The sequence below is a fragment of the Klebsiella spallanzanii genome (assembly GCF_902158555.1).
In the GTDB taxonomy this organism is placed as follows: Bacteria; Pseudomonadota; Gammaproteobacteria; order Enterobacterales; family Enterobacteriaceae; genus Klebsiella; species Klebsiella spallanzanii.
Genome location: NZ_CABGGS010000023.1, coordinates 523,231 through 547,919 on the forward strand (window position 1 = coordinate 523,231; position 24,689 = coordinate 547,919).

Genomic DNA, 24,689 nt, shown 5'->3' on the forward strand with positions numbered 1-24,689 from the left:
TTATTCGCTTACCGGTTGATGGAGTTTTCGCGAAAAACGCAACCGCAGACGGTCGAAGAACAGATAGACCACCGGCGTGGTGTACAGGGTCAACAGTTGACTCATCACCAGACCGCCGACGATGGTAATCCCCAGCGGCTGGCGCAGTTCGGAGCCATCGCCGCCGGAGATAACCAGCGGCAGCGCGCCGAACAGCGCCGCCAGGGTGGTCATCATTATCGGGCGAAAGCGCAACAGGCAGGCCTGGAAGATGGCTTCTTCCGGCGGCAGGTTGCCGTTGCGCTGCGCCTCAAGGGCAAAGTCGACCATCATGATGGCGTTTTTCTTCACGATGCCAATTAATAGCATAATCCCGATAAGCGCGATTAGGCTGAACGGGGCATCGAAAAGCTCCAGCGCCAGCAGCGCACCGACGCCAGCGGAAGGAATGGTCGAGAGAATAGTCAGCGGATGAACGTAGCTCTCATAGAGGATCCCCAGCACGATATAGACCGTGGCAATTGCCGCCAGAATCAAAATCACCTGGGAATTCATCGTTTCCTGGAACACCTGCGCGGTCCCGGCGAACGACCCGCGTACGCTGGACGGCACGCCAAGCTGGGTCATAGCCCGGTTAATGGCATCGCTGGCTTCTGACAGCGACTTACCGGTCGGCAGGTTGAAAGAGATGGTCGAGGCTGCCGACAGCCCTTGATGGTTCACCGACAGCGGGGCGTTGGCCGGTTGCCATTTGGCGAAATAAGAGAGCGGAATGGGTTTATCTTCGCTGTTGATCACAAACATCTTATCCAGCGCGCTGACGTCCTGGGTATAAACCGGATCGACCTGCATCACCACTTTATACTGGTTCAGCGGCTGGTAAATGGTTGAGATCTGCCGTTGACCAAAGGCATTGTTCAGCAGGTTGTTGGCATCCTGCACGCTGATACCGAGCCGCGACATGGTGTCGCGATCGTAAACCAGGCCCATCTCCGCGCCGTTATCCTGCTGGTCCGAGTTAACATCCGCCAGTTCCGGCAGCGCCGCCAGCGCTTTACGGATCTTAGGCTCCCACTCGCGCAGCGCAGCAAGATCGTCCGACAGCAGGGTGTACTGGTAGCTGGCGTTGGACTGACGTCCGCCGACGCGAATATCCTGTACCGCCATCAGAAACAGGTTGGCCCCCGGCTCTTTCGCCAGTTTTTTACGCAGCCGGTCAATAATTTGCTGTGCCGTTTCGTGGCGTTCATCGCGGGACTTCAGGGTGATAAACATCATTCCGCTGTTCACCCGCGAGCCGCCGGTAAAGCCAGTGACGTTATCCACCGCCGGATCTTCACGGATGATCTTCATAAAGTCCTGCAGCTTGCCGCGCATCGCCTGGAATGAAATGCTCTGGTCGGCCTGAATGCCGCCCATCAGTACCCCGGTGTCCTGCTCCGGGAAGAAGGTTTTGGGAATAGAGATATAGAGCCAGACGCTCAGCGCGATGGTGCCGAGCAGCACCAGGCCGGTTAAGCGGCTGTGCTTCAGCACCCATTTCAGCGACTTGCCGTACCCGCCCTGAATCGCCACCAGCAGGCGGCCAAAACCGCGTTTGCGCGTCGGCTCGTTGGGCTTGCCGCTTTTCAGCAGCCAGCCGCACATCATCGGCGTCAGGGTCAGCGACACCGCCAGCGAAATGCCGATCGCCACCGACAGGGTAACGGCAAATTCACGTAGCAATCTTCCCGGCAGGCCGCCCATTAGCAGCAGCGGCAGGAAGACGGCGACTAACGATACGCTCATCGACAGCACGGTGAAACCCACCTCCCGGCTTCCCTGTAGCGCGGCCTGAAGCGGCTTCATACCCGCTTCAAGATGGCGGGAGATATTCTCCAGCACCACGATGGCGTCATCGACCACAAAGCCGGTGGCGATGGTCAGCGCCATTAGCGACAGGTTGTTAAGGCTGAAGCCGCACAAATACATTGCCGCAAAGGTGCCAATCAGCGAGACCGGAACCGCCACCGCCGGGATCAGCGTTGCGCGTCCCGAGCGCAGGAACAGGAACACCACGAGGATCACCAGACCAACCGAAATCACCAGCGTTTGCTCGACTTCTTCCAGCGAGGCGCGGATGGTGGGCGACCGGTCCTGGGCGATTTGCAGGTCGATAGATGCCGGGATCGTGCGCTGCAGATCCGGCAGGCGGGCGCGAATGCTGTCCACCGTCTCAATAATGTTGGCTTCCGGCAGCTTGCGGATCATCAGCAGAATTGCCGGTTTAGCGTTGGTCATCCCGGCGTTGCGCACATCCTGTACCGAGTCGGTGACGTTGGCGACGTCGCCGAGGCGTACCGCCGCGCCGTTATTGTAGTGCACGATAACCGGCTGATATTCGGCGGCGGTTTTCAGCTCGTCGTTGGTTTCCACCTGCCAGCGATGGGAGGCGTCTTCCAGCGCTCCCTGCGGTTTACGCACGTTAGCGTTGCTGATAGCGGTACGTACCGCGTCCAGCGACACACCCTGGTTAAACAGCGCCTGCGGGTTGAGGTCAACGCGCACGGCGGGCAGGGAACTGCCGCCGACGTCAACGTCGCCCACGCCGTCAATCTGGGCAATAGTCTGCGCCAACTGGGTAGAGGCGAAATCGTACAGCTCACCCTGGGAGTAAGTATCCGAGGTGAGGGTAAGGATCATGATCGGCGCGTCGGATGGGTTAGCTTTGCGATAGGTCGGGCGGCTCGGCATACCGCTCGGCAGCAGGCTTTGCGCAGCGTTAATCGCCGCCTGCACGTCGCGCGCGGCACCGTTGATATCGCGATCGAAGTTGAACTCCATAATGATTCGCGTACTGCCAAGCGAACTGGAGGAGGTCATCTCGTTCACCCCGGCAATCCGCCCCAAAGAGCGCTCCAGCGGCGTCGCCACCGAAGAGGCCATGGTTTCTGGCGAAGCACCGGGCAGCGAGGCGCTGATCATAATGACAGGAAAATCCACCTGCGGCAGCGGCGCAACCGGCAGCAGGCGGAAGCCGAGGATGCCGCACAGGGTGATGGCGAGCGAAATCAGAATCGTCGCCACCGGACGGTAAATGAAGAGCGCGAAAAACTTCACTTACGCCTCCTCCTCACGCCGGGGGAATCGGCTTTTCATATACAGCGACAGGCGGTCGAACAGCAGATAGATAACCGGAGTGGTGAACAGCGTCAGCACCTGGCTGAGCATCAGACCGCCGACCATGCCGATCCCCAGCGGACGACGCAACTCCGCGCCGACGCCGGTACTAAGCATTAGCGGCAGCGCGCCGAGCAGGGCGGCAAGGGTGGTCATCAGGATCGGACGAAAACGCAGCAGACAGGCCTGATAAATCGCCTCGCGTGGTGGCATGCCCTGTTCGCGTTCGGCGGCCAGCGCGAAGTCGATCATCATGATGGCGTTTTTCTTCACGATACCGATAAGCAGGATGATGCCGATAATGGCGATAACGTCCAGCTCGCTACCGGCCAGCCACAGCGCCAGCAGCGCGCCGACGCCTGCCGTTGGCAGGGTGGACAGAATGGTGATCGGGTGAATAAAGCTTTCATACAGCACGCCGAGCACGATATACATCGCCACCACTGCAGCAACCACCAGCCAGACGGTGCTGCCGAGCGCCGACTGGAAGGCCAGAGAACTGCCCTGGAACTGGGTGCGGATATCGCTCGGGAACTCCAGCGCCTGCTCGGCGTCAAGGATAGCGTCTACCGCGTCGCCCAGCGAATAGTTGTTCGGTACGTTAAATGAGATAGTCGTGACCGGGAACTGATCGAGATGGTTAATCGACAGTGGGGTAAAGCGCTGCTCCACTTTGGCGATTGCGGTAAGCGGCACGATCCCGCCGTCGCTGCTGGTCAGGCGGATGTTATCCAGCGCCGCCAGGCCCGGCGTCGCCTGGGTATCATGCTCCAGCACCACGCGGTACTGGTTTGCCTGGGTATAAATAGTGGAAATCAGGCGCTGACCGAAAGCGTTGTACAGCGCGTTATCGATATCGGACATGCTGATGCCGAGACGGCTGGCGCTGTCGCGGTCAACGTTGATATACGCCGCCAGGCCTTTATCCTGCCAGTCGCTACTGACGTCGGAGAGCTGCGGCAATGCCTGCAGGCGGGTCAACAGCTGCGGTACCCAGTTGCTTAGCGCATCAAGCGAGTTGGCCTGAAGCGTGAACTGGTACTGGGTGCGGCTGACGGTAGTGTCAATCGTCAGGTCCTGGGTTGGCTGAAGATAAAGTTCGATACCGGGAATGCCGTCCACCGCGTTTTGCAGGCGGGCGATGACCGTTTGTACGCGATCGTCACGCTCGTCCAGCGGCTTAAGGTTGATTTGCAGGCGGGCGCTGTTCAGCGCCGGGTTGGTGCCGTCAACCCCGACGTAGGACGTCAGGCTTTCCACCGCCGGATCTTTAAGAATGACGGCGGAAACCTGCTGCTGGCGCTCGGCCATGCTGGCGAACGACACCGATTGTGGGGCCTGTAGCGTGCCCTGGATAATGCCGTTGTCCTGAATCGGGAAGAAGCCTTTTGGAATAAACACCCATAGCATAATTGACAGCACCAGCGTGCTGAGGGCCACGCTCAGCGTGAGCCACGGATGATTTAGCACCCGGCTCAGCCAGCGGCCATAGACGGCGATCACCCGCTCAAAGAAGCGTTCGCTGGCGCGGGAGAAGCGGTTCTGCTTGCGCAGCGACTCGTGGTTTAACATGCGGGCGCACATCATCGGCGTCAGGGTCAGCGACACTACTGCCGAGATAAGGATCGCCACCGCCAGGGTGACGGCGAACTCGCGGAACAGGCGGCCCACGATATCGCCCATAAACAGCAGCGGGATCAGCACCGCGATCAGCGAGAAGGTCAGGGAGATAATGGTAAAGCCGATCTCACCTGCGCCTTTCAGGGCGGCGGTCAGCGGTTTTTCGCCTTTCTCGATATAGCGCGAGATGTTTTCGATAACTACGATGGCGTCATCGACCACAAACCCGGTGGCGATGGTCAGGGCCATCAGCGTCAGGTTGTTAATCGAGAAGTCGAGGAACACCATTACCGCGAAGGTGCCGACCAGCGACAACGGCACGGCGATGCCGGGAATAATGGTCGCCGGGACGTTGCGCAGAAACACGTAAATAATCATCACCACCAGGGCGATGGCCAGCATCAGTTCGAACTGGGTGTCGCTGACCGAGGCGCGAATATTGGTGGTGCGGTCAGAAAGCACTTGCACTTTGACCGATTTTGGCAGGCTTTCGGTCAGCTGTGGCAGCATCTCGCGGATGCTGTCAGCGGTGGAAATGATGTTGGCCCCCGGCTGGCGCTGAACGTTCATTACGATTGCCCGCTGATTGTTGGCCCATGCCCCGAGCCAGCTGTTTTCCGCGCCCTGTTCAACTGTCGCGACGTCGCCGAGGCGAATCGGCGCGCCGTTCTGCCAGGCGATAATCAGGCGGCGGTAATCCTCTGCTGATTGCATCTGATCGTTGGCGGAAAGCGTAACCGCCCGCGACGGGCCGTCCAGGCTACCCTTCGCCGAGTTAACGTTGGCGCTGGTAATCGCGGTGCGAATGGTTTCGCTGGTGAGTCCGAGGGCGGCAATGGCCTGAGCGTTCAGCTTCACGCGCACTGCCGGGCGCTGACCGCCCGCCAGGGTCACCAGACCAACGCCGGAAACCTGGGAGATTTTCTGCGCCACGCGGGTTTCCACCATATCTTCGACCTGAGTCATCGGAATCGCGGAAGAGGTGACCGCGAGGGTCATAATCGGCGGGTCGGCGGGGTTAACTTTGCTGTAGACCGGCGGGTTGGGCAGATCTGACGGCAGCAGGTTAGTGGCGGCGTTGATGGCCGCCTGTACTTCCTGCTCGGCAACGTCCAGCGGCAGCGTAAGCTGGAACTGGAGCGTGACCACCGATGCGCCGCCCGAACTCTGGGACGACATTTGCTTGAGGCCGGACATCTGGCCAAACTGGCGCTCCAGCGGGGCGGTAATCGACGAGGTCACGACGTCCGGGCTGGCGCCGGGATAGAGCGTCACCACCTGAATTGTCGGGTAATCCACTTCCGGCAGCGCCGAAACGGGCAGGAACCGATAGCCGATAATCCCGGCCAGCATAATGGCCACCATTAACAGCGTCGTCGCTACCGGGCGCATGATAAACAGACGGGAAGGGCCACCCGTACTGCTCGGCGGTAACACTTGCATCAGGAGCGCGCTCCTTTTTTACCGTATTCACGGCTGGTGGCTTTCGCCGGTTCAGCTGCGGTGGTGGCGTCGTGAGCTTCTACAACTTCAACCTTTGCGCCTTCCGTCAGGCGGTCGATGCCGTCGGTCACCACGCGATCGCCTGCGGAAAGTCCGGCGTTAATCACCACTTTCAGGCTGTCCTGAATCCCTGGCGTCACCGTATGTTTGCTGACTTTGTTTTCGTCGTTCAGCACCCAGACGAAATGGCCTTCATTGCCCATTTGCAGGGCTGCGGTCGGAATAACCACCGCGTTTTGCTCGGTATCCACCAGCATCCGGGCGTTGACGAACTGATTCGGGAACAGGGCGTCGTCCTGATTATTAAAGCGTGCTTTAAGCTTGATGGTGCCGGTGGTGGCGTCAATCTGGTTATCGAGGCTCAGCAGGGAACCTTCGCTGATTTTCTGTTTGTTGGTACGGTCCCAGGCTTCGACGACCAGGTTTTTGCCCGCCTTTTGCGCCTGAACCACTGTGGCGATTTGGTTTTCAGGAAGAGTAAAGACCAGGTCGATAGGGTGAGTTTGCGTTAGCACCACAATCCCGGTGGTATCGCCGCTGGAGATCTGGTTGCCGATATCCACCTGCTTTAAGCCGACCCGGCCATCAATCGGCGCGGTGATCCGGCTCCAGTTCAGCTGCAGCTGGGCGCTGGCGACGGCGGCCTCATCGGCTTTGATGGTGCCCTGGGTTTCACTGACCAGCGATTGCTGAGTATCCAGTTCCTGGCGTGATACCAGATTAGTTTTGACCAACTGCTGATAGCGCGCCAGATCGCGACGAGCGTTGGCCAGGGTGGCCTGATCTTTTGCCAGCTGGCCCTGAGCCTGGGCAAGAGCAACTTTAAACTGGCTGGGGTCGATTTCGGCGAGCAGGTCGCCCGCCTTTACCTGCTGGCCTTCGGTGAAGTGGATAGCCAAAAGCTGACCGTCGACGCGGCTGCGGACGGTAACGGTGTTGGCGGCCGTTACCGTACCGAGGCCGGAGAGATAGCGTGGGACCGATTCGCTGGTGGCCGTTGCTGCCTGCACCGGCGCGAGGGCTGCGCCAAAACGACCGTGGCGTCCACCGCCTGGTCCCGGCCCCTGTTGGCCCGGGCCTGCCGCCGTTGCTGACGGTGTGTTTGCCGCTTCGCGACCCTGCCAAAACCAGTACGCGGCGCCCGCGACGATCGCGATGACCAGAACGGCTACCCAACGGCTTTTATTGCTACCTTTCATTAATTTGCTATCTCATCCTGAAACGTTTCACGGAATGATACTAGTTTAGTCAGTGAACGCTGCTTAAAAATGGAGGAATTATGAAAAGACTGTTGAGATATGTCTGGATAAAACGCTTTTTGTTGAGCCAGTTACGGTGAATAGTTACGCGTAATTTATGCTTATCGATTGTTACCTGTCGAGCATGTGAATGCGAACGTTTATCGCTCTGTCGCCGCGCTTTCTTGATGTCGACAGCGGAATACGTCGCACCTGAACTGATATACAGCGTGAATACACCGCCCGGAGTGATGATTCAGCCTGATTGGCGGTCGTATCTGTTTAATAATCAAATCCACTCAGTGTTTTGTCTTAATCAAAGCGACCCATACCAGAAGGTTCTTTATGCATTTTACCCAAGCTATCGCTCGTCTTCCGGCCGCTACCTGCGGTGCAGGACAAACTACTGCCCAACTGGGCGCGCCGGATATTGCCAATACCACTCGCCAGTTTCTCGCCTATGTAGAAACCCTGTTGCAACTTGGCCTGAAGGTCACCGTACTCCCTGCTGCGGCAGATTATCCGGATGCGCACTTTGTTGAAGATACCGCGGTGGTGATGCCGGAACTGGCGGTGATTACCCATCCTGGCGCACCGAGCCGCCAGGGTGAAGTTGACACCATCGCGCCGGTGCTGGCGGGCTTTCGGCCGCTGGTGCAGATGAGCGAGCGGGGGCATATGGACGGCGGCGATGTGCTGCTGGTCGACAAACAGTTTTTTATCGGCCTGACGGCGCGTACCGATGAGCAAGGCATTCGCGAGTTTGCCGCCGCCGTTGAGCCACACGGCTATCAGGTCACGGCGATTGAAGTCAGCGCCGGGCTGCATCTGAAATCGATAGTCAACTATGTTGGTCGTAACACGCTGCTGCTGACGGAAGGCTACGTTAACCATCCGGCGTTTAGCGGCTTTAACAGCATCGTTATCCCGGAAGAAGAGTCCTACGCCGGTAATACGCTGTGGATCAACGATACCTTAATTACGCCGCAGGGTTACCCCCATACCCTGGGCGAAATCAGCAAGCTGGGAATGCCCATTGTGCAACTCGACACCAGCGAATTTAAGAAAATGGATGGCGGGCTGACCTGCCTCTCACTGCGTTTTTAATCACCGCGCCGACACCGGGGAAACCGAAATGAAAACACGCCTTGCCGCATTACTGGCCTGTATGGCGCTCAGCGCGCCGCTGGCCGCCCAGCAGTTTGACACCATCAGCTTTGGCGTCGATGGCGGCTATCCGCCTTTTGACGTCCTGGCCCCCAGCGGTGAAATTACCGGTTTTGATATCGATATCGCTAATGCGCTCTGTACGCAGCTAAAAGCCAAATGCGTTTTTGTTAAGCAGCCGTTCGAAAGCATGATCGCTGCGCTGAATGCGCATAAATTCGATGCCATTATCGCCTCGCTCAATATTACCGATGAGCGCAAAAAGGAAGTGGATTTCACCGATCGCTACTATCGCAGCGCGGCGCAGCTGGTTGCGCGTAAAGGTAGCCCGCTGCTGCCGGAAGTTGCCAGCCTGAAAGGCAAGACCGTCGGCGTACAGACAGGCTCCACTCATGAAGCTTTTGCTAAGGCCAACTGGGCCAATCATGGCGTGAAAATCGTTGGTTATGCAAACCAGGATAACGTCTATCTCGACCTGCTTTCCGGGCGTATCGACGCCGCTTTGCAGGACAATATCCAGGCGGCGACCGGCTTTATTGATACCCCGCGCGGGCAAAAATTTGCTTTTGCCGGCCCGGTTATTCAGGACGGCGGCATCTCTTCCGATGTTGGGATTGCGGTGAATAAAGATAATCCGGCGCTGCGTGACGCGCTAAATGGCGCTATCAAGGCCATCCGCGCTGATGGTACCTACGATGCTATCCAGAAAAAGTACTTTAGCTTTGATATTTATGGCAAATAAGTCGTGAAGGCGAGGGCGCAGGCAATGGCTTGCGCCGCTTTACGACATCCGCGGAAGGCTGAATATGGTCGCAGACTATTTACCCCTGTTGTTACGCGGCGCGGCGCTTTCGCTGTGCGTGATGCTCTCTTCATTACTGGTGGCTCTGCTGCTGGGGCTGATTAACTCGCTGGTGAAACTCTTTGGCCCGCCGTGGCTGCGCCTGTTTTCCACCGGTTACACCACGCTGGTGCGCGGTATTCCGGAACTGGTCATTATGCTGCTGCTGTTCTTCGGTGGCGAGATGCTGGTCAATCTACTGCTGAGTTTAGTGGGGCTGGGGCCAGTGCGCTTCAACACCTTTATTTCCGGCGTGCTGGCCATTGGTTTTGTCTTCGGCGCTTATTACACCGAGACCTTTCGCGGCGCGTTCCTTACCGTGGATAGCGGGCAAACCGAAGCGGCGCAGGCCTATGGTATGCGCCCGTGGACGGTATTTCGTCGGGTGATGCTACCGCAGATGCTGAGCTTCGCGATTCCGGGTATCAACAATAACTGGCTGGGGCTGATGAAAGCGTCGGCGCTGGTGTCGATCCTCGGTCTGGAGGATATGGTATGGCTGGCTGAACAGGCCGGTCGCGCCACGCAAAAACCGTTTCTGTTCTATTTCCTGGTTTCGCTGATTTATATGGTGATCACCGCGCTTTCCAGCTGGCTGTTCAGTCGTCTGGCTAAACGCTACGCGCTGCGCTCTTCAACGGCGGGGGCGGCACTATGAATCTGCAAACCTTTATCGATGCGATTCCCAGCTATTTATGGAGCGATGGTAACGGTGCCGCAAGCGGGCTGGCGGTGACGGCGGAGCTGTTTTTGCTGTCAATTATTCCAGGCATGGTGCTGGCGATACTGATGGCGGTGGGGCAGGTTTACGGTCCACGGGCGCTGGCGTTGCCCGTTCGCGGTTTTACTTACTTTTTCCGCAGTACGCCGCTTTATCTGCAATTGATGCTGATCTACTACGGCCTGTCGCAGTTCGATATAGTGCAGACGGGCTGGATGAACGACCAGCCGTTCTGGCTGCTGTTCCGCGATGCCACCTTCTGCGCCACGTTAGCGCTGGTACTGAATACCTCAGCCTACGTCGCTGAGCTGCTGGCGGGAATGATGCTAACTTTCCCGCGCCAGGAATGGGTCGCCGGCGAGGCCTACGGTATGAGGAAATGGCAAATTGTTCGCCGCCTCGTTCTGCCTGCCACCCTGCGACGCGGGATCCCGGCGCTAAATAATGAAATGGTCTTTTTACTGCATGCCACATCGTTGGCCAGCACCGTGACATTGCTGGATATCACCGGCGTGGCGCGCGCGTTCTACGCCATGACCTATTCGCCGTTTATTCCGTTTCTGATGGCCGCCGCGCTGTATCTGCTGTGCACTTTTATGCTGATATTCACCTTTTCACGCGCTGAACGGCGCTGGCTGGCGTTTATCCGTCGCGGCTAATCAGGAGCGCTTAATGGACTGGAGTTCGGTCAGGGTAACGATTTTATCAACATGAAACTTTTTACTGGTCAGCCAGCTATCCGCCAGCTGGCAGTAGTGTGCCATGCTGCGACAGCCAATCCGTACCAGGAAGTCAAAGCTGCCGCTGACCAGCCAGCAGTCCAGCACTTCGGGCGTCTGGCGCATCTCCTGTTCAAACACCGGCTGCGAGCGTCCGTGGTCAGCCAGCGCGATTTGCGCTTGTACCACAAAAGCGTGCTCCGGCTCAGGCAATTCAATGATGGCGCTGTAGCCGCGAATGATCCCATCGCGCTCAAGGCCGCGCACGCGTTCCAGGCAGGGGCGCGCGGTGAGGTTTACCTGCTCCGAGAGCTTCTGATAAGAGATGCGGCCATCCCGGCGCAGGATTTCAAGGATCTTGTGATCGATACGGTCAAGCCGGGTTTTCTTTTCCACAACCAGGACGTCCAATGAAAATTAAACACTATACATTACCTGAACATGCCCTCAGTGGGCAGCGGCAATTAAGCCATTTTCATTTCGGCGAACCCGGTACAGGAGAGAAAGTCTATCTGCAGGCGGGACTGCACGCTGATGAAATTCCGGGCATGCTGGTTGCGCATTATCTTAAAAGATTACTCAGCCAGGCGGAACGGCGCGGCGAGCTGCGCGGCGAAATCATTCTCGTGCCGGTGGCGAACCCGCCGGGGCTGGCGCAGGTACTGCTGAACAGCGGTATTGGTCGTTTTGATCTGGCGAGTGGGCGCAACTTTAACCGCGATTTTCCCGACCTCGCTGCTCTGGCGCACCAGCACTTAGACACCGAGCCCCCTGTTTCGCGCTCTGAATATCTAAAACAGGTGCGCGTGGCGATGCAGTATGCGCTGGCGACGCTTCCTGCTGGTAGCGAGGTTCAGGCACTGCGTCATCATTTACTGAGTCTCGCCTGTGATGCTGACCTGGTGCTGGATCTGCACTGCGACGACCAGGCCATTTTGCATCTCTATGCCGATCCGGCCTGGCGAAACGAAGCCAGCGTTCTGGCGGCTTTTCTCGGCATTGGCGCCGTGCTGTTGTCGCAGGAGAGCGGAGGCAACTCGTTTGATGAGGCCTGCGGCCTGCCGTGGCAGCGTCTGGCAGCGCTTAATCCGTTATGGCGCAAGCAGCAGCCCGGCTGCATGGCGGTGACCGTAGAGCTGCGCGGCCAGCAGGATGTGAATCATGCCACCGCCTGCGACGACGCCGAACGTATTTATCGCTATTTGCAATACCGCGGCGTGCTGGCAGGCGCCAGGCCCGAGGTGCCGCAGCAGAAAACGGTGATGCTGCCTTTTGAGGCCGGAGAGATTATTACCGCCCCGGCGACCGGCATTCTGGTCCAGCTAAAACAGCCCGGCGAGTGGGTGAGTCGCGATGACGTCGTGGCGGAAATCATCGATCCGCTGACTGATATGGTCAAAGCGGTACGGCCTAAAGCGGGCGGTCTGATCTATGCCAGCCGTCGTGCGCCGTTTGTGACCTTCGGGGCGGAAGTGATGAAAATCGCCGGTGAGCAGCCGTTCAGCGGCGGAGGCGGGCTGGCGATGTAAGCGATAACGTTATCTATCCCTGGCGGTTATCGATGACCTGAAGTTAACCGCCGTTAGCGTATTCTTCCCTGATACTCTATCAGCATCTGTTTTATTGATTCCTGATGAATTTTTACCCTCAATCAAAAAGAAACTGGCAATAAAGTGTGATGTCTCACGCTAAAAACTTCATTCTCATTGAATAAATTGTGATTTATTTCGCAGTAATAGTCTTTAAGTCCTCTCTTTGATAAATGTGATCTTGATCCACCGAATATGGAAAAAAAGGAATAATGACCATTGGATTGTGTCATTAATTGACTTTGCTTAAAAAAATGTCGCTGCTAGTATCGATGATAGTAAGAATGATACAGGTTGGTGCTGGGGCATAATATTGTTGCAATAATTATTTCTGATGGGGTAATTGCCGTGATGTTATTTACTGTTAGACAACGTAAAATTTTTGAGATGCTTTGGGTGATCAGAGATTATGTCACAGTAAAGGATATTGCTGATGAGGTGTCTTATTCAGAAAAAACGGTAAGAAGCGATCTGGATGTTATCAGAAATGAAGTTGTTAATCATAATGTCGGTCGGCTGCTGGCTAAAACTAATAAAGGATTTTTCCTCGAAATGGAAAAAACGGCTTACGAAAAAATAGCCACGACCTTTGTTGAGAATAAAATTGATGAACGTATAAAAAACCGTATGTGCCGCATGCTAATGGTTTTGCTGGTACGGCCGGTGGTGTCCGCCCAGGAGTTGGCAGATTGTGTTTATTTAGATAAAGGCGCGATAAAAAAATATCTGCTCGAAGTTGAGTCCTGGCTCCTGCCTTTTGGCATTGAACTTTGCAAATCTAACGCAACCTATAAATTATCCTGCACTGAGGTAGTTAGGCGTAAGTTATTTTGGTATTTATTTATTGAACTAAAGCGTTGCCAGAAAAAAGCATTCGCAGAGCGTCTTTATTCATCTACACATGCTCTCAGTAAAAAATATTTTGATGGCGCCGATTATCTTACGCTCAAAATGATGTTTTCCAGAGAAATGCAATATTTTGAACCGATTATGCGAGCGATTGAAGAATTGGAGCAACAATATAATGTCTCTTATACCTATGACTCCTGCGTATGGTTAATATTTTCCTTCGTGCTTGTTATGCATCGCCAGAAGATGGCTAAAGATTACCTGACTGCTGCTGCATCGGAAGCCTGGGATGTAGGTCCTGAGCAAGAAATGGCGCATTACCTTTGCCAGCAGTTACATACTGCAACCAGGATTGTATTTTCAGCTGATGATGTACGATATACGACACTTGTTTTACTCGCCAGCGAGTTAAATGACGTTAATGATGAGAGCGTCAGAGTTCAGGTTTGTGCTTCACCACGGCATCTTGAGGAAACTATTCAGGAGTTTATTTTATCGTTAAGTCATGTGGTCAGTCGCGGGTTGCTGAGAGATAAACAATTATTATGGCGCTTGATTTTACTCATTAGACCGATGGTCTATCGTAATATCCTTGGTATAAATCGGGCTGAAGCCGGTGCTTCTCAGTCATTGATTAGGCAGGTCAAATTTTCTTACCTTGATTTATATCTTGAAGTTGAGCTTTGCAGTTTGCTATATGAGCAACGTTATCATCTAACATTGAATGAACAAGAAATTAGCCTGATTACCTTATGTATTAAAAATGCACAAAGTTTAGCGTTTAAGAAAATTAGAATCGCCATTGTCTGTAATTATGGTATTGGCATCTCTCAATTTGTCGCGCAAAAAATACAGCGGGCAATAACTCAGGTTGAAATTGTTGGTATTTTTTCGTTAAGAGAGCTAGACCAGCTGGATAATAATTACTGCGATCTGGTTGTGAGTACAGTGCCCCTACAGCGTAGTAAAGAGGTTGTTATCCACGTCAATGATGTATTGTTACCTTATGATCTTTCTCTGATTAAAGAAACCGTTAAGAAGATGCAAAAAAGCAAGATGCTGCAAACGCTACAGAAAAAAACGGACGGTAAAGTAAAAAGTTATCATCAGTATATCTTGCCTGAGATGCTATTCGTCGTTTCAGGAATTAAACATAACAATGCGGTGCTGGAATATGTTTGCCAGCAAGCGGCGGCTACAGGCTGTTGTGATGAACTTTATTTATCCTCTGTGTTAGAGAGAGAAAAAGTTTCCCCAACAGAAATTGCTCCTGGCGTTGTTCTGACTCACGGCGATCCGGGTCTGGTGAAGGTGAATTTTATCTCATTAACGTTACTACGCGAACCCGTCGACTGGGGAGGAGAGCAGGGGGTGGATGTAGTCTTTATGGTTGGTTTTAAAAGATCGTCTGATGGCAAAATTGATGGAAGTATTGCCGGTTTTTACACCATGCTAGCTGCGATGGTGGAAAATGATGGCCTAATGAAATCACTGCGTAACTGTACTTCTGAGCAAGAACTATATCGGTTTTTAATCGATGAGAACAAGTATGAGGATGTAATATGAAAATGTGCGAATTTATTATTGAAAGTGATGAAGGGTTGCATGCCAGACCCGCAGCGGACTTTGTTGATAAATCTATTTCTTATCTGAGTAAAATTACCTTTGAAAAAGATGGTGAGATTTTTAACGCCAAAAGTTTTACCTCCGTACTGAGTATGGGAGCGTGTAAAAACGACAAAATTATTATCAAGGTAGAGGGAGAGGATGAAGAACAGGCGATCGATGAACTCACTGCCTTTTTTTATACATTAAATTAATGCGGTTATACTATGTCAGACATCAGGATGTAATAAGGACAATAATTTTTATGATGCTTTCAGATGTTATCAATAAAAACGCCCTGCAAATTAATATGCCAGCGACCGATAAACGGCAAGCGCTCGAATCATTAATTGACCTGCTGTATAAGGATGGTGCAGTTAACGATCCACACGCTTTTATTCAGGATGTTTACCAACGTGAAGGTGAAGGTAAAACGGGAATTGGTGGCTTTATTGCTATACCTCATGGTAAATCAGATTTTGTTAACAATACCTGTATCGCTATTGGTTTATTAAAAAAACCAATTGAATGGGAGTCCCTGGACGGTAATAGAGTAAAAGTTATAATTCTTTTTGCCGTAAATAAAAAAGATAAAAATGATTATTTCGTTAAAATGATGTCACAAGTAGCTCGCATGTTAGGAAAGGAGGAAACTTGCGAGAAATTACTCTCAGCAGCGTCGACGGACGAACTGGTGTCTGCCTTTGAATAATCTGGAGTGTATGATGAATATTGTTGGAATTACCGCCTGTACTGCGGGCATTGCCCACACTTATATCGCTAAAGAAAAACTAATCCAGGCTGCCTTGAGTCTGGGGCATAACATTAAAGTAGAAACTCAGGGGTCTATTGGTGTCGATGATAAACTTAGTCCTGAGGATATCGCTAATGCGGACATTGTTATTTTTGCAACCGATATTGGCATTGGCGGGTTAGAGCGTTTTAAGGATAAGCATGTGGTCGAAGTTCCTATTTCTACCGTAGTCAAATCACCTAAGTCTTTGATTCAAAAAATACAAGAAAAAATGCAAAAATAATTAACCCTAAATATGAGGGCGATAGTATGTCTTACAGTATCGGTTTCAAGAAGCATATGTTGACCGGCGTTTCCTACATGATTCCTGTGGTTGTCGCAGCAGGGCTTTGTATGGCGATTGCAAAAATATTTGGCGGTGCATTTGTTGCCAATGCGACGCAAACGTTGCCCTGGTTTATCAACCAGCTTGGCGTGGTTGCAATGGGGCTCGTTGTCCCGGTTCTTACTGCCGGCATTGCCTATTCCATTGCCGATCGCCCGGGTATTACCCCTGGGCTGATTCTGGGGTTTGTGGCCATTGAAATTAAAGCCGGGTTCCTGGGAGGCATGTTGGCCGGGTTCCTGGTGGGTTACGTCATACTGGCGATTCGTCGCTACTTAAAGCTTCCCTCCAGTATGCAGGGGCTGATGCCGGTACTCTTTATCCCCTTGCTTTCAACCCTGATTATTGGCCTGGCGTTTTATCTATTTCTGGGACGTCCGGTTGCCATCGCTCAGGCGGCAGTCATTGACTGGATGGGGGGACTTATGGGCGGATCGAGGATGGTACTCGGGGGGATAATTGGTGCGATGATGGGGTTTGATCTTGGAGGGCCGGTAAATAAATCCGCATCTCTTTTCTCAAATGCCATGCTGGCTCAGGGGATTTATGGCCCGGAAGCGGCGAAAATTGTCGCGGGTATGGTTCCTCCCATCGGTGTTGCGATTTCCGTGTTTATTTCTCGGCGTAAACGCTATTCTCAGGGAGAAATTGAAGCAGCGAAAGCCGCGTTTCCTCTCGGATTATGCTTTATCACTGAAGGCGTCCTGCCGTTTGCTGCTGCCGATCCGCTGCGGGTCATTCCTGCCTGTATGGCCGGTTCCGCCACAGCTGCCTCGCTAACGATGCTGTGGAACGTTACCAGCACAGTTCCTCACGGCGGGATCTTTGTTATTCCCATCATGGGGAACCCATGGGGATTTGTCGCTGCGTTAATTATCGGCAGCCTGATTACTGCCGCAGTATTAACCATCCTCAAACCAGTATTAAAAGCATCCGATCAGCAAGATGGCGATGAAGAGGAGCCAGAAGTTGACGATTTTGAGATTAGCATTAAATAGTACATCGCTTACTCAAGATTATTCTAATAGTTGAGGTCCGGTATGTATATTTTGAATGGCATTGCAGCGTCGCCAGGAATCGCTTTTTGTCAGATTCAGGTGGTACGTAATAATCACAGGTATGCTGAATATTCTGATGCCAGGGAACCCTCCTGTGAGTGGGACCGCTTTTTAACTGCATTACAGAATTGCATTGAAAGTATGGCTAAATTTCATCAGCAAGCACGACAGCAATACACTGATGATATGGCTAAGGTTTATAAAGCTTATCTGTTAATGTTGCAGGATGAAGATTATATTGCAAATATCCGGGAGAACATTTTCTCTGATTTGTGCGCTGAGCTGGCGGTTATCAATGAAACAGAGAGGTTGGTTGGGTGCTTATTAAAGTCTAAGTCGATCTATTTGAATCAGCGAGTTGAGGATATTCGCGCAATAGAAAAAATGCTGCTGGACTGTCTGGCGAATAAAATTATTGTTGAGCTTTCCGATTGTCCGCAAAAAATGATTATTGTTGCGGATGAACTGACGCCAGCGGATACCATTGTCTATAACCCTGAGCAGCTGCAGGGATTTATCACTTGCCGCGGAGGGGTGACTTCTCACTCGGTGATTCTGGCAAAAGAGCTGGGGATCCCTGCCATTGTTGGTGTCACGATGGATCTCGACAGCCTGGTAGACGGTCAGCCAGCAATCGTTGATGGCGACAGTGGGGTTATCTATGTTGATCCTGATGAGCAGTGTATCGCTCGGTATCAACAGCTCATTACACAATTAGCGCAGCGCAAAGAGACACTAAGGCGTTTTGTTATCGATGCTGCCCATACGCCAGAGAAGATTGCAGTGTGCGCCAATATTACGGCCCTTAGCGAAGCTCAGAGAGCTCTCGAACAGTATGCCGATGGTATTGGACTGGTCAGGACCGAATTTTTGTATATGAATCGAGATCGGTTTCCGGATGAGGATGAACAGTTTCATTTTTATCAATCGCTGGCCCTGCTTATGGCACAAAAGGAGATTGTCATTCGTACCCTGGATATCGGCGGGGACAAGCAGGCGGATTACATTGGTATTCCTGCGGAGGAGAATCCATTTCTTGGCTATCGAGCTGTTCGCTACTGTCTGGATAATAAAGATATTTTCAAACAACAGCTGCGAGCTATTATTCGTGCCTCGGCGTTTGGCCGGATTAAAATATTAATTCCGATGATTGCCACGCTGGAAGAGCTTTGGGAAACAAAGGCGCTGATAGCTGATATTAAGCAGTCATTAAGTATGCAGCAAATTGCATATGACGAAAATATACCTGTCGGCATAATGATTGAGACACCTGCTGCTGCCATGCTTGCTGATGTTTTTGCCAGCCGCTGCGATTTTTTCAGTATCGGTAGTAACGATCTTACGCAATACATCACCGCCAGCGATCGAAATAACAGCAAAGTCCAGCACTTATATCAGCCGCATCATCCTGCGGTGTTGCGTGCGATTAAGCAAGTTATTGATGCTGCAAAAAAACACCTGATTCCTGTTCACGTGTGTGGCGAAATAGCTTCAAATAAAAATATGTTACCTTTCCTGATTGCTGCCGGTGTTGATGAACTCAGCGTCACGCCATTAAGCGTTCCGCAAGTGAAATATACGGTAGCGAAAATGGCAACGGTGAAATGTGAATCATGGCTGAAATCACTCTTGTCAACATATGAAATGGAAAAAATAGAGTCATTGCTCTCCGGAATGGCTAAAGAAATAGACGTACTAGAATTTTAGTCGTTAGTTAAAGAGTTCATCTGTTATTTCAGATAGTTAGATCTGGAAGGGATGATTGTTGTGTAAAATCACTTTCTATGCAGAGGTATAAAATATGTATGTCACAATGAAAACTATTTTAGATGATGCTAATCGCCATTATTATGGCGTTATTTCCGCCAGCGTTATTAATCTTGAGTTAGTCCGTGGGGCGATTCGGGCAGCACAAGAGGAGAATGCACCGATCATTATTAATATAGGTCAGGGGCAAATGAGTAAGCACGGTGATGGTGAAATTATCTCTAAGATTGTACGGACTCTGGCAGCGCGTGCAACCGTACCGGTAGCGCTGAATCTTGATCACGGTAAAGATTATGAGCGTATTACCCACGCTTTTCGCCATCAGTTTTCATCCATTATGATTGATGCCTCCGAATATCCGATGGAAGAGAATATTCGGCGCACCAAAGATGTCGTAACTTTATGCCACTCGCAAAATGTGACGGTTGAAGGAGAGATCGGTTTTATTGGTCAGGCCGCCAATGCGGATGATGAAAAATTTGACCTCTATACTCGCGTTGAAGATGCTGTCCATTTCTTTGAGGCTACCGGAGTTGATGCGCTGGCGATAGCCGTGGGGACTGCGCATGGTAAATACCCGGCCAATCGTGCACCTAAAATCGATTTTGATCGTATCAGCCAAATTAAACAAGCTACTCAGAAACCGCTGGTGCTTCATGGAGGGTCTGATTCCGGGGAAGAAAATATCCGCCAGGCCGTTATTTGCGGCATTAATAAAATTAACGTTTGTACCGACACGTTCGTCAGCTGCAAAGAGGGCTTGAGAACAATGCTGCAAGAGACGCCGGATATTGATTTCATGTCTATGATGATCAATATGGAAAATCAGGCTAAAGAAACGCTACAAAACTATATTCGTATTTCTGGCTCCAGCGGTAAAGCGAGTCACTTTAGATAAATTATCACAACCTTTAACACCGGGTTTTATAGCAAATGACTTAGCTTGCGCGCAGGCGCCAGGGGATTCGTACGCCCGCGCGCGGCCGGGAGGAAAAATAATGCAATATTCGGTAAAAATTGGACAGTATGATGGAGCTGGCCTGCAGTGCATGGTTGAAAGCGCTGACTGGTTTGTCGGAATAAAAAACTGGAAACCCGAAAATGATATCCAGTATATCGATACGCTAGAACGCCATTTATTAACTGACGAGGTTTTCATTTTGTTAGATGGGAAATGTACTCTGCTGGTTATTGATGAAAATGATAGCGCAAAATTTCATTTTCAATATATTTCAATGGAACCTTATAAGGTGTACTGCATCCCGAAAGGTGCCTGGCACAATACGATTACCTGGCCAGGCGTCAAGCTGGCGTTGATCGAAAATCGTAACACCAGCGTGGAGAACAGCGAGTTTATGCTGTTAAGCCGCGCTATGCGCGAGCAAATAATCTCTGCGCTGGCATCACCTGTTAGCTAAGACATCAACGGAGTTCTCCGCAAGCGCGAGCGATGCTCTGACAGGCTGAGTCCAGCAGGGCATCATCCAGCGCGTAAGCCAGACGCAGATACCCTGGTGCGCCAAATGCCGTCCCGGGTAGAGTGGCAACATGAGCTTCGGTTAACAGGTAATCGGCAACCGCAACGTCATCATTGAGCTGAACGCCTGCGGGGGTTGATTTACCGATAAGGCCGGAACAATTTGCGAAGATATAAAATGCGGCCTGCGGCGCGCTGGCGCTTAGCCCATCGACCTGGTCTATCATCGCCATCACTCGATCGCGGCGCCTGACGAGGATGGCCTGCCACTGCGGCAGAAAATCGGCGGGTTGGGTCAGCGCGGCAACGCCCGCAGCTTGCGCGAGCGAACAAGGATTGGAGGTGCTTTGCGATTGAAGAATCGTCATTGCAGAAATTAACCAGGCAGGCCCGGCGGCATAGCCCAGGCGCCAGCCGGTCATGGAAAACCCTTTGGAGAGACCATTCACCGTCAAGATACGCTCACGCAGCGCTGGCGCAACCTGAGCCAGCGTGCAGAAAGGTGCGCCGTCGTAGCGCAGCGCCTCATAAATATCGTCCGCCAGAATCAGTACCTGCGGTGCGGCCTGCAGTATTTTCGCCAGCGCTTGCAGCTCCTCGCGGCTATACAGCGCACCCGTTGGATTGGATGGGGAGTTGAGGATAAGCCAGCGGGTACGCGGAGTAATGGCTGCGGCCAGAGACTGCGGCGTCAGCTTCCAGCCATTTTGTTCCTGGGTTGCAACGATGACGGGCTCGCCATCCGCCAGCGCTACCATATCGGGATAGGAAACCCAGTAAGGTGCGGGAATAATAGCTTCCAGACCGCTGCTCAGCGTGGCCTGTAGCGCATTAAAAATCAGCTGCTTAGCACCTGTGCCGGCAATAATCTCCTGAGAGGTGAAGCGCAGGTCATTGTCACGGGTGAATTTATCAATAATGGCGGCTTTAAGGGCGGCGGTGCCGCCGACCGCGGTGTACTTTGTTTCACCTTGACGGATAGCGTCGATACCCGCCTGGCCAATCGCCGCAGGCGTAGCAAAGTCCAGTTCACCGAGGCCAAGACTAATAATGTCGATTTTCTGCTGCTGCAGGGTACGGACCCGGTCGGCGATGGCCGCCGTCGGCGAAGGGCGAACTCGCCGCATACGCGGCGCGAGAAATTGTGCTGACATAGTGCTCTCTTTGGTTAGACGCCGCATTTCATCGCGCGGCGTATTCGTTTGTTTCAGGGGATTCAGGCCGGTAGCGAGACGCCGCTGCGGGCATCGGCGGCGAGTCGCTGAAGCTCCGCCTGGGTTTCGGCAATCACCTCCGGGGTAACATCGACTAGCGGTGAACGTACATGTCCGCCGTTGAAGCCGCGCAGATTCATTGCTGCCTTCACCAGCTGCGGCTGGCCATGGCGACGCGCAAGAGCACGGAAGCCGTACCATAGGCGGTGCAGCTCTCTGGCGGCGATGGCATCGCCTCGCTCCAGCGCACGGAAACTGGCTAATACCAGCTCAGGCAGCGCACCGCTGTTGGTCGTGCTTATCCCATCGAAACCGCACATCATTGGGCCTAAAAATGCCAGGTCTGAAGCGCAGAACAGGCGCAGACGCCCGGACAACCGGTTGGCGATTTGGTCAATAACGGTTGGACTCAGGTCGCCTTGTTTGATGCCTACAACCTGCGGAATATCTGCCAACTGCTCCAGAAGCGCAGGAGGGAGGGTAATGCCGATACCCGGCGCGTTGTATACCAGAATCCCGGTTTTAGATAACGGCGCCATTTGTTGGAAAAAATTCACGATTTGCGTATCGGTGACTTCGGAAACAAAAGGCGGCGTAACCATCGGCAGGCCGCCGAGATCGCCTGCCAGCGTGGTTAATTCACGGACTACCCGGGCATCGGAGCCTGCGCTGCACAGCATCACCGGAACGCGATCGCCGACAACCTGCATCACGTGACGGAAAATGGTTGCTCGCTCCTCAGGGCTCAGCGCCGGGAATTCGCCGTAGGTTCCGCCTATCAGGACGCCGTCATAGCCGAGGTCAATGACGCGCTCGATATTGGCGGCCAGACCGGCGAAATCAATCTCTCCCTGTTCGGTAAAAGGGGTCACGGTAATATTGAAGATCCCGCGTAGTCTTTCACGGCATTCAATCCTGTCTTTCATCTCTCTCTCCTTAACTGGTCATGCCACGACGGCATGACGATGGTCTGGTGGTTGGTGACCGGCGGCTGCCTGTCGATGGTGCAAATGCGCACGATAAGTGCGCATCATTTGTGCATTTATGTTGCAACGGCTTATAGATGACTCAGCTGGCTGAGCGGGCGAATGACGACGCCAGCGGCGGTCAGACGTTCGCGCAGCGTGCGGGCGATGGCCACGCCCTGCGGGTTATCGCCATGGACGCATAGGGTATGAACGGGCATTGGGATTTTGACCCCGCTAATGGTACGAATCGCTTGTTCTTCAATCATTTGTAGCGCACGACTGGCGGCGCGTTCGGGGTCGCGGATAATGGCGTCCGGCAAATGTCGCGGCAGAGTCAATCCGTTTTCACCGTAGCTGCGGTCGGCGAACACTTCACAGGCGACGCGCAGCCCGGCCTTGCGCGCCGCGCGTTCTGTCGCATTGTGCGGCGTAGTGACCAGCACCAGCTGGCGGTCCACGGCGAGAATAGCGCTGACGATGGCTTCCGATAAGGCATCGTCGGTGAAGGCCTGGGTAGCCATTGCGCCGTGTAGCTTGACGTGGGTCATCATATGACCGCAGACCCGCGCCATGGCCTGCATGGCGCCCAGTTGGTACACCACCATTTTACCAACGTCCGCTGGGCTATCACCGGTAATCGTGCGCCTGCCAAAACCCCAAAGATCAAGAAACCCCGGATGGGCCCCGACGTCCAGCCCGCGCGCTCTGGCATGGGTGATAGTGCGGTGCATCACCAGCGCATCGCCGGCGTGAAAACCACAGGCGACGTTGGCTGAGGTCACCAGATCCAGCATGGCTTCATCGTCGCCAACGCTGAATTGACCAAAACTTTCACCCAGATCTGAATTCAGGTCCACTTCTTGCATGATTACTCCTCGAGACAGTTGGTATACCAAATGCATGCAATGAGAATGCCAAAGGGTAAAAGCCAAAATGACGTCGCTGGCGAATGTGCCGATGAGCGAATGTTTAACCAGGAGAGAGTGAGCAGATGAAACCATCGATCAAAGCAGGCTGTCTGACATTGGGCCTGTTGACCATGAGCTATAGCCTGTCCGCCAGCGCGGATGAGCTCTATTTTGCTAGCTGGGGCGGAGCCTATCAGGATGCGATTCGTGAAGCCTGGCTGAAGCCCTTCAATAAAGAAACCGGTATTGATGTCGTGGAAGATACCGACCCGCAGGTCAGTAAACTAAAAGCCATGCAGGATACCGATACTGTGTCATGGGATGTGGTGACGGAGAATAGCTCGCGCCTGGCTCGCGGCATTAAGCTCGGGGTATTTGAAAAGATCACCCCAGAAATGGTCAATCAGCAGCATGTTATCCCCGGCGCGCGTAATGATTACGGCGTCCCGTCTGAGATTTTCTCCACCCTGATAGGCTTCTCAAGCAAGGTCTTCCCGGAGGGGAAACCGCAGCCGAAAACCTTCGCTGATTTTTGGGATGTGAAGAAATTCCCCGGTAAACGCACCTTGCAGGATGAACCGGCTACGGTTATCGAAGCCGCGCTCATTGCCGATGGCGTCAAGCCGGAAGATGTCTATAAAACGCTCAGCACCCCGGAGGGGGTCGATCGGGCGATGAACCAGATTAAGAAAATCAAACCCTATGTGGCGAAATGGTGGAAGAGCGGCGCGGAACCGGTGCAGGCGCTCTCCAGCGGTGAAGTGGTGATGGCTTTAGGCTGGAACGGCCGCTTCCAGTCGGGTATTGACTCTGGCGTGCCGATCAAAATGTCATGGGATGATTCTGTCGCGCAGGTTGGCTACTTTGCACTGGTCAAAGGGGCCCACAACCGCGACGCGGCGCTGAAGCTACTCAACTATATTATTTCGCCGCAGCATCAGGCTGAGTTCAGTAAGTACATCGCCTATGGCCCGACCACCAGCGAGGCGATGCAATACATCGACAAAGCGCGTCAGGAACGTTTGCCGTCCACCCCGGAACGATTGCAGCACACTCTGTTTATGGATGCCGGATGGTGGGACAAAAATGGCCCCGCCATCATTGAGCGCTACAACCAGGTGCGTGCGCAATAACGGCGCGCGAAACATAAGTTGATTCAGTGAGTCAC

At 53.2% G+C, this 24,689-nt stretch carries 21 protein-coding genes; 14 read left to right on the forward strand and 7 right to left on the reverse strand.

Annotated elements, in window-relative coordinates:
• From mdtC to FN082_RS17465, 3 genes are read right to left on the reverse strand one after another with little or no spacing between them, the layout of a single operon-like run.
• Positions 1 to 3,078, reverse strand: coding sequence for a multidrug efflux RND transporter permease subunit MdtC (mdtC, locus tag FN082_RS17455; protein ID WP_142462809.1), 3,078 nt, complete (start codon positions 3,076 to 3,078; stop codon positions 1 to 3).
• On the reverse strand, positions 3,079 to 6,201 hold the full coding sequence (locus FN082_RS17460) for an MdtB/MuxB family multidrug efflux RND transporter permease subunit (protein WP_142982004.1): 3,123 nt from the start codon (positions 6,199 to 6,201) through the stop codon (positions 3,079 to 3,081).
• A complete protein-coding gene (locus FN082_RS17465; RefSeq protein WP_142462807.1) occupies positions 6,201 to 7,460 on the reverse strand; it encodes an MdtA/MuxA family multidrug efflux RND transporter periplasmic adaptor subunit in 1,260 nt (419 codons plus the stop codon). The genes FN082_RS17460 and FN082_RS17465 overlap by 1 nt, the downstream gene beginning before the upstream one ends.
• A gap of 384 nt (positions 7,461 to 7,844) precedes the next feature.
• Between FN082_RS17465 and FN082_RS17470 the strand changes: the two genes are divergently transcribed.
• The 4 genes from FN082_RS17470 to FN082_RS17485 all read left to right on the forward strand — a co-directional run bounded on the left by FN082_RS17470 (position 7,845) and on the right by FN082_RS17485 (position 10,887).
• Positions 7,845 to 8,606, forward strand: a complete 762-nt coding sequence (locus tag FN082_RS17470) for a dimethylarginine dimethylaminohydrolase family protein (protein WP_112213163.1) — start codon at positions 7,845 to 7,847, stop codon at positions 8,604 to 8,606.
• 28 nt (positions 8,607 to 8,634) lie between these two features.
• Positions 8,635 to 9,408 (forward strand): ABC transporter substrate-binding protein, encoded by a 774-nt coding sequence (locus FN082_RS17475; protein WP_110275528.1) that lies wholly within the window; start codon positions 8,635 to 8,637, stop codon positions 9,406 to 9,408.
• A 64-nt stretch (positions 9,409 to 9,472) separates the two neighbouring features.
• Entirely contained in the window at positions 9,473 to 10,165 is a 693-nt protein-coding gene (locus FN082_RS17480) for an ABC transporter permease (RefSeq protein ID WP_139536533.1), read from the forward strand.
• Positions 10,162 to 10,887: an ABC transporter permease gene (locus FN082_RS17485; protein ID WP_139536532.1), complete on the forward strand. Its 726-nt coding sequence runs from the start codon at positions 10,162 to 10,164 to the stop codon at positions 10,885 to 10,887. Before FN082_RS17480 ends, FN082_RS17485 begins: the two co-directional genes overlap by 4 nt.
• Here the strand turns inward: FN082_RS17485 and FN082_RS17490 are convergent, their stop codons facing one another.
• Positions 10,888 to 11,343 (reverse strand): Lrp/AsnC family transcriptional regulator, encoded by a 456-nt coding sequence (locus tag FN082_RS17490; RefSeq protein WP_110275571.1) that lies wholly within the window; start codon positions 11,341 to 11,343, stop codon positions 10,888 to 10,890.
• 14 nt (positions 11,344 to 11,357) lie between these two features.
• Here FN082_RS17490 and FN082_RS17495 point away from each other — a divergent pair, with 14 nt between their 5' ends.
• From FN082_RS17495 to FN082_RS17535, 9 genes are all read left to right on the forward strand, one after another.
• A complete protein-coding gene (locus FN082_RS17495; RefSeq protein ID WP_139536531.1) occupies positions 11,358 to 12,476 on the forward strand; it encodes a succinylglutamate desuccinylase/aspartoacylase family protein in 1,119 nt (372 codons plus the stop codon).
• 357 nt (positions 12,477 to 12,833) lie between these two features.
• Complete coding sequence (locus FN082_RS17500) at positions 12,834 to 14,951, forward strand: BglG family transcription antiterminator (protein ID WP_142982005.1); 2,118 nt, start codon at positions 12,834 to 12,836, stop codon at positions 14,949 to 14,951.
• Positions 14,948 to 15,205 (forward strand): HPr family phosphocarrier protein, encoded by a 258-nt coding sequence (locus tag FN082_RS17505; RefSeq protein ID WP_110275523.1) that lies wholly within the window; start codon positions 14,948 to 14,950, stop codon positions 15,203 to 15,205. Before FN082_RS17500 ends, FN082_RS17505 begins: the two co-directional genes overlap by 4 nt.
• A gap of 50 nt (positions 15,206 to 15,255) precedes the next feature.
• Positions 15,256 to 15,702 (forward strand): PTS sugar transporter subunit IIA, encoded by a 447-nt coding sequence (locus tag FN082_RS17510; protein ID WP_110275522.1) that lies wholly within the window; start codon positions 15,256 to 15,258, stop codon positions 15,700 to 15,702.
• A gap of 13 nt (positions 15,703 to 15,715) precedes the next feature.
• Positions 15,716 to 16,027, forward strand: a complete 312-nt coding sequence (locus FN082_RS17515) for a PTS fructose transporter subunit IIB (protein ID WP_142982034.1) — start codon at positions 15,716 to 15,718, stop codon at positions 16,025 to 16,027.
• A gap of 26 nt (positions 16,028 to 16,053) precedes the next feature.
• Positions 16,054 to 17,127 (forward strand): PTS fructose transporter subunit IIC, encoded by a 1,074-nt coding sequence (locus tag FN082_RS17520; RefSeq protein ID WP_139536529.1) that lies wholly within the window; start codon positions 16,054 to 16,056, stop codon positions 17,125 to 17,127.
• Between the two features lie 42 nt (positions 17,128 to 17,169).
• Positions 17,170 to 18,894, forward strand: a complete 1,725-nt coding sequence (ptsP, locus tag FN082_RS17525) for a phosphoenolpyruvate--protein phosphotransferase (RefSeq protein ID WP_139536528.1) — start codon at positions 17,170 to 17,172, stop codon at positions 18,892 to 18,894.
• A 106-nt stretch (positions 18,895 to 19,000) separates the two neighbouring features.
• Entirely contained in the window at positions 19,001 to 19,852 is an 852-nt protein-coding gene (locus FN082_RS17530; RefSeq protein WP_208431170.1) for a class II fructose-bisphosphate aldolase, read from the forward strand.
• Between the two features lie 100 nt (positions 19,853 to 19,952).
• Complete coding sequence (locus FN082_RS17535; RefSeq protein WP_110275517.1) at positions 19,953 to 20,372, forward strand: cupin domain-containing protein; 420 nt, start codon at positions 19,953 to 19,955, stop codon at positions 20,370 to 20,372.
• Positions 20,373 to 20,376: 4 nt separating this feature from the next.
• On the opposite strand, the gene FN082_RS17540 is transcribed toward FN082_RS17535, so the two are convergent.
• The 3 genes from FN082_RS17540 to FN082_RS17550 all read right to left on the reverse strand — a co-directional run bounded on the left by FN082_RS17540 (position 20,377) and on the right by FN082_RS17550 (position 23,479).
• Complete coding sequence (locus FN082_RS17540; protein WP_110275516.1) at positions 20,377 to 21,585, reverse strand: pyridoxal phosphate-dependent aminotransferase; 1,209 nt, start codon at positions 21,583 to 21,585, stop codon at positions 20,377 to 20,379.
• 62 nt (positions 21,586 to 21,647) lie between these two features.
• Complete coding sequence (locus FN082_RS17545; protein WP_139536526.1) at positions 21,648 to 22,571, reverse strand: dihydrodipicolinate synthase family protein; 924 nt, start codon at positions 22,569 to 22,571, stop codon at positions 21,648 to 21,650.
• Positions 22,572 to 22,702: 131 nt separating this feature from the next.
• Complete coding sequence (locus FN082_RS17550) at positions 22,703 to 23,479, reverse strand: LamB/YcsF family protein (protein WP_142982006.1); 777 nt, start codon at positions 23,477 to 23,479, stop codon at positions 22,703 to 22,705.
• A gap of 125 nt (positions 23,480 to 23,604) precedes the next feature.
• On the opposite strand from FN082_RS17550, the gene FN082_RS17555 reads away from it, so the two are divergent.
• On the forward strand, positions 23,605 to 24,654 hold the full coding sequence (locus FN082_RS17555; protein ID WP_112213171.1) for an ABC transporter substrate-binding protein: 1,050 nt from the start codon (positions 23,605 to 23,607) through the stop codon (positions 24,652 to 24,654).
• The last annotated feature ends 35 nt before the right edge of the window (positions 24,655 to 24,689 follow it).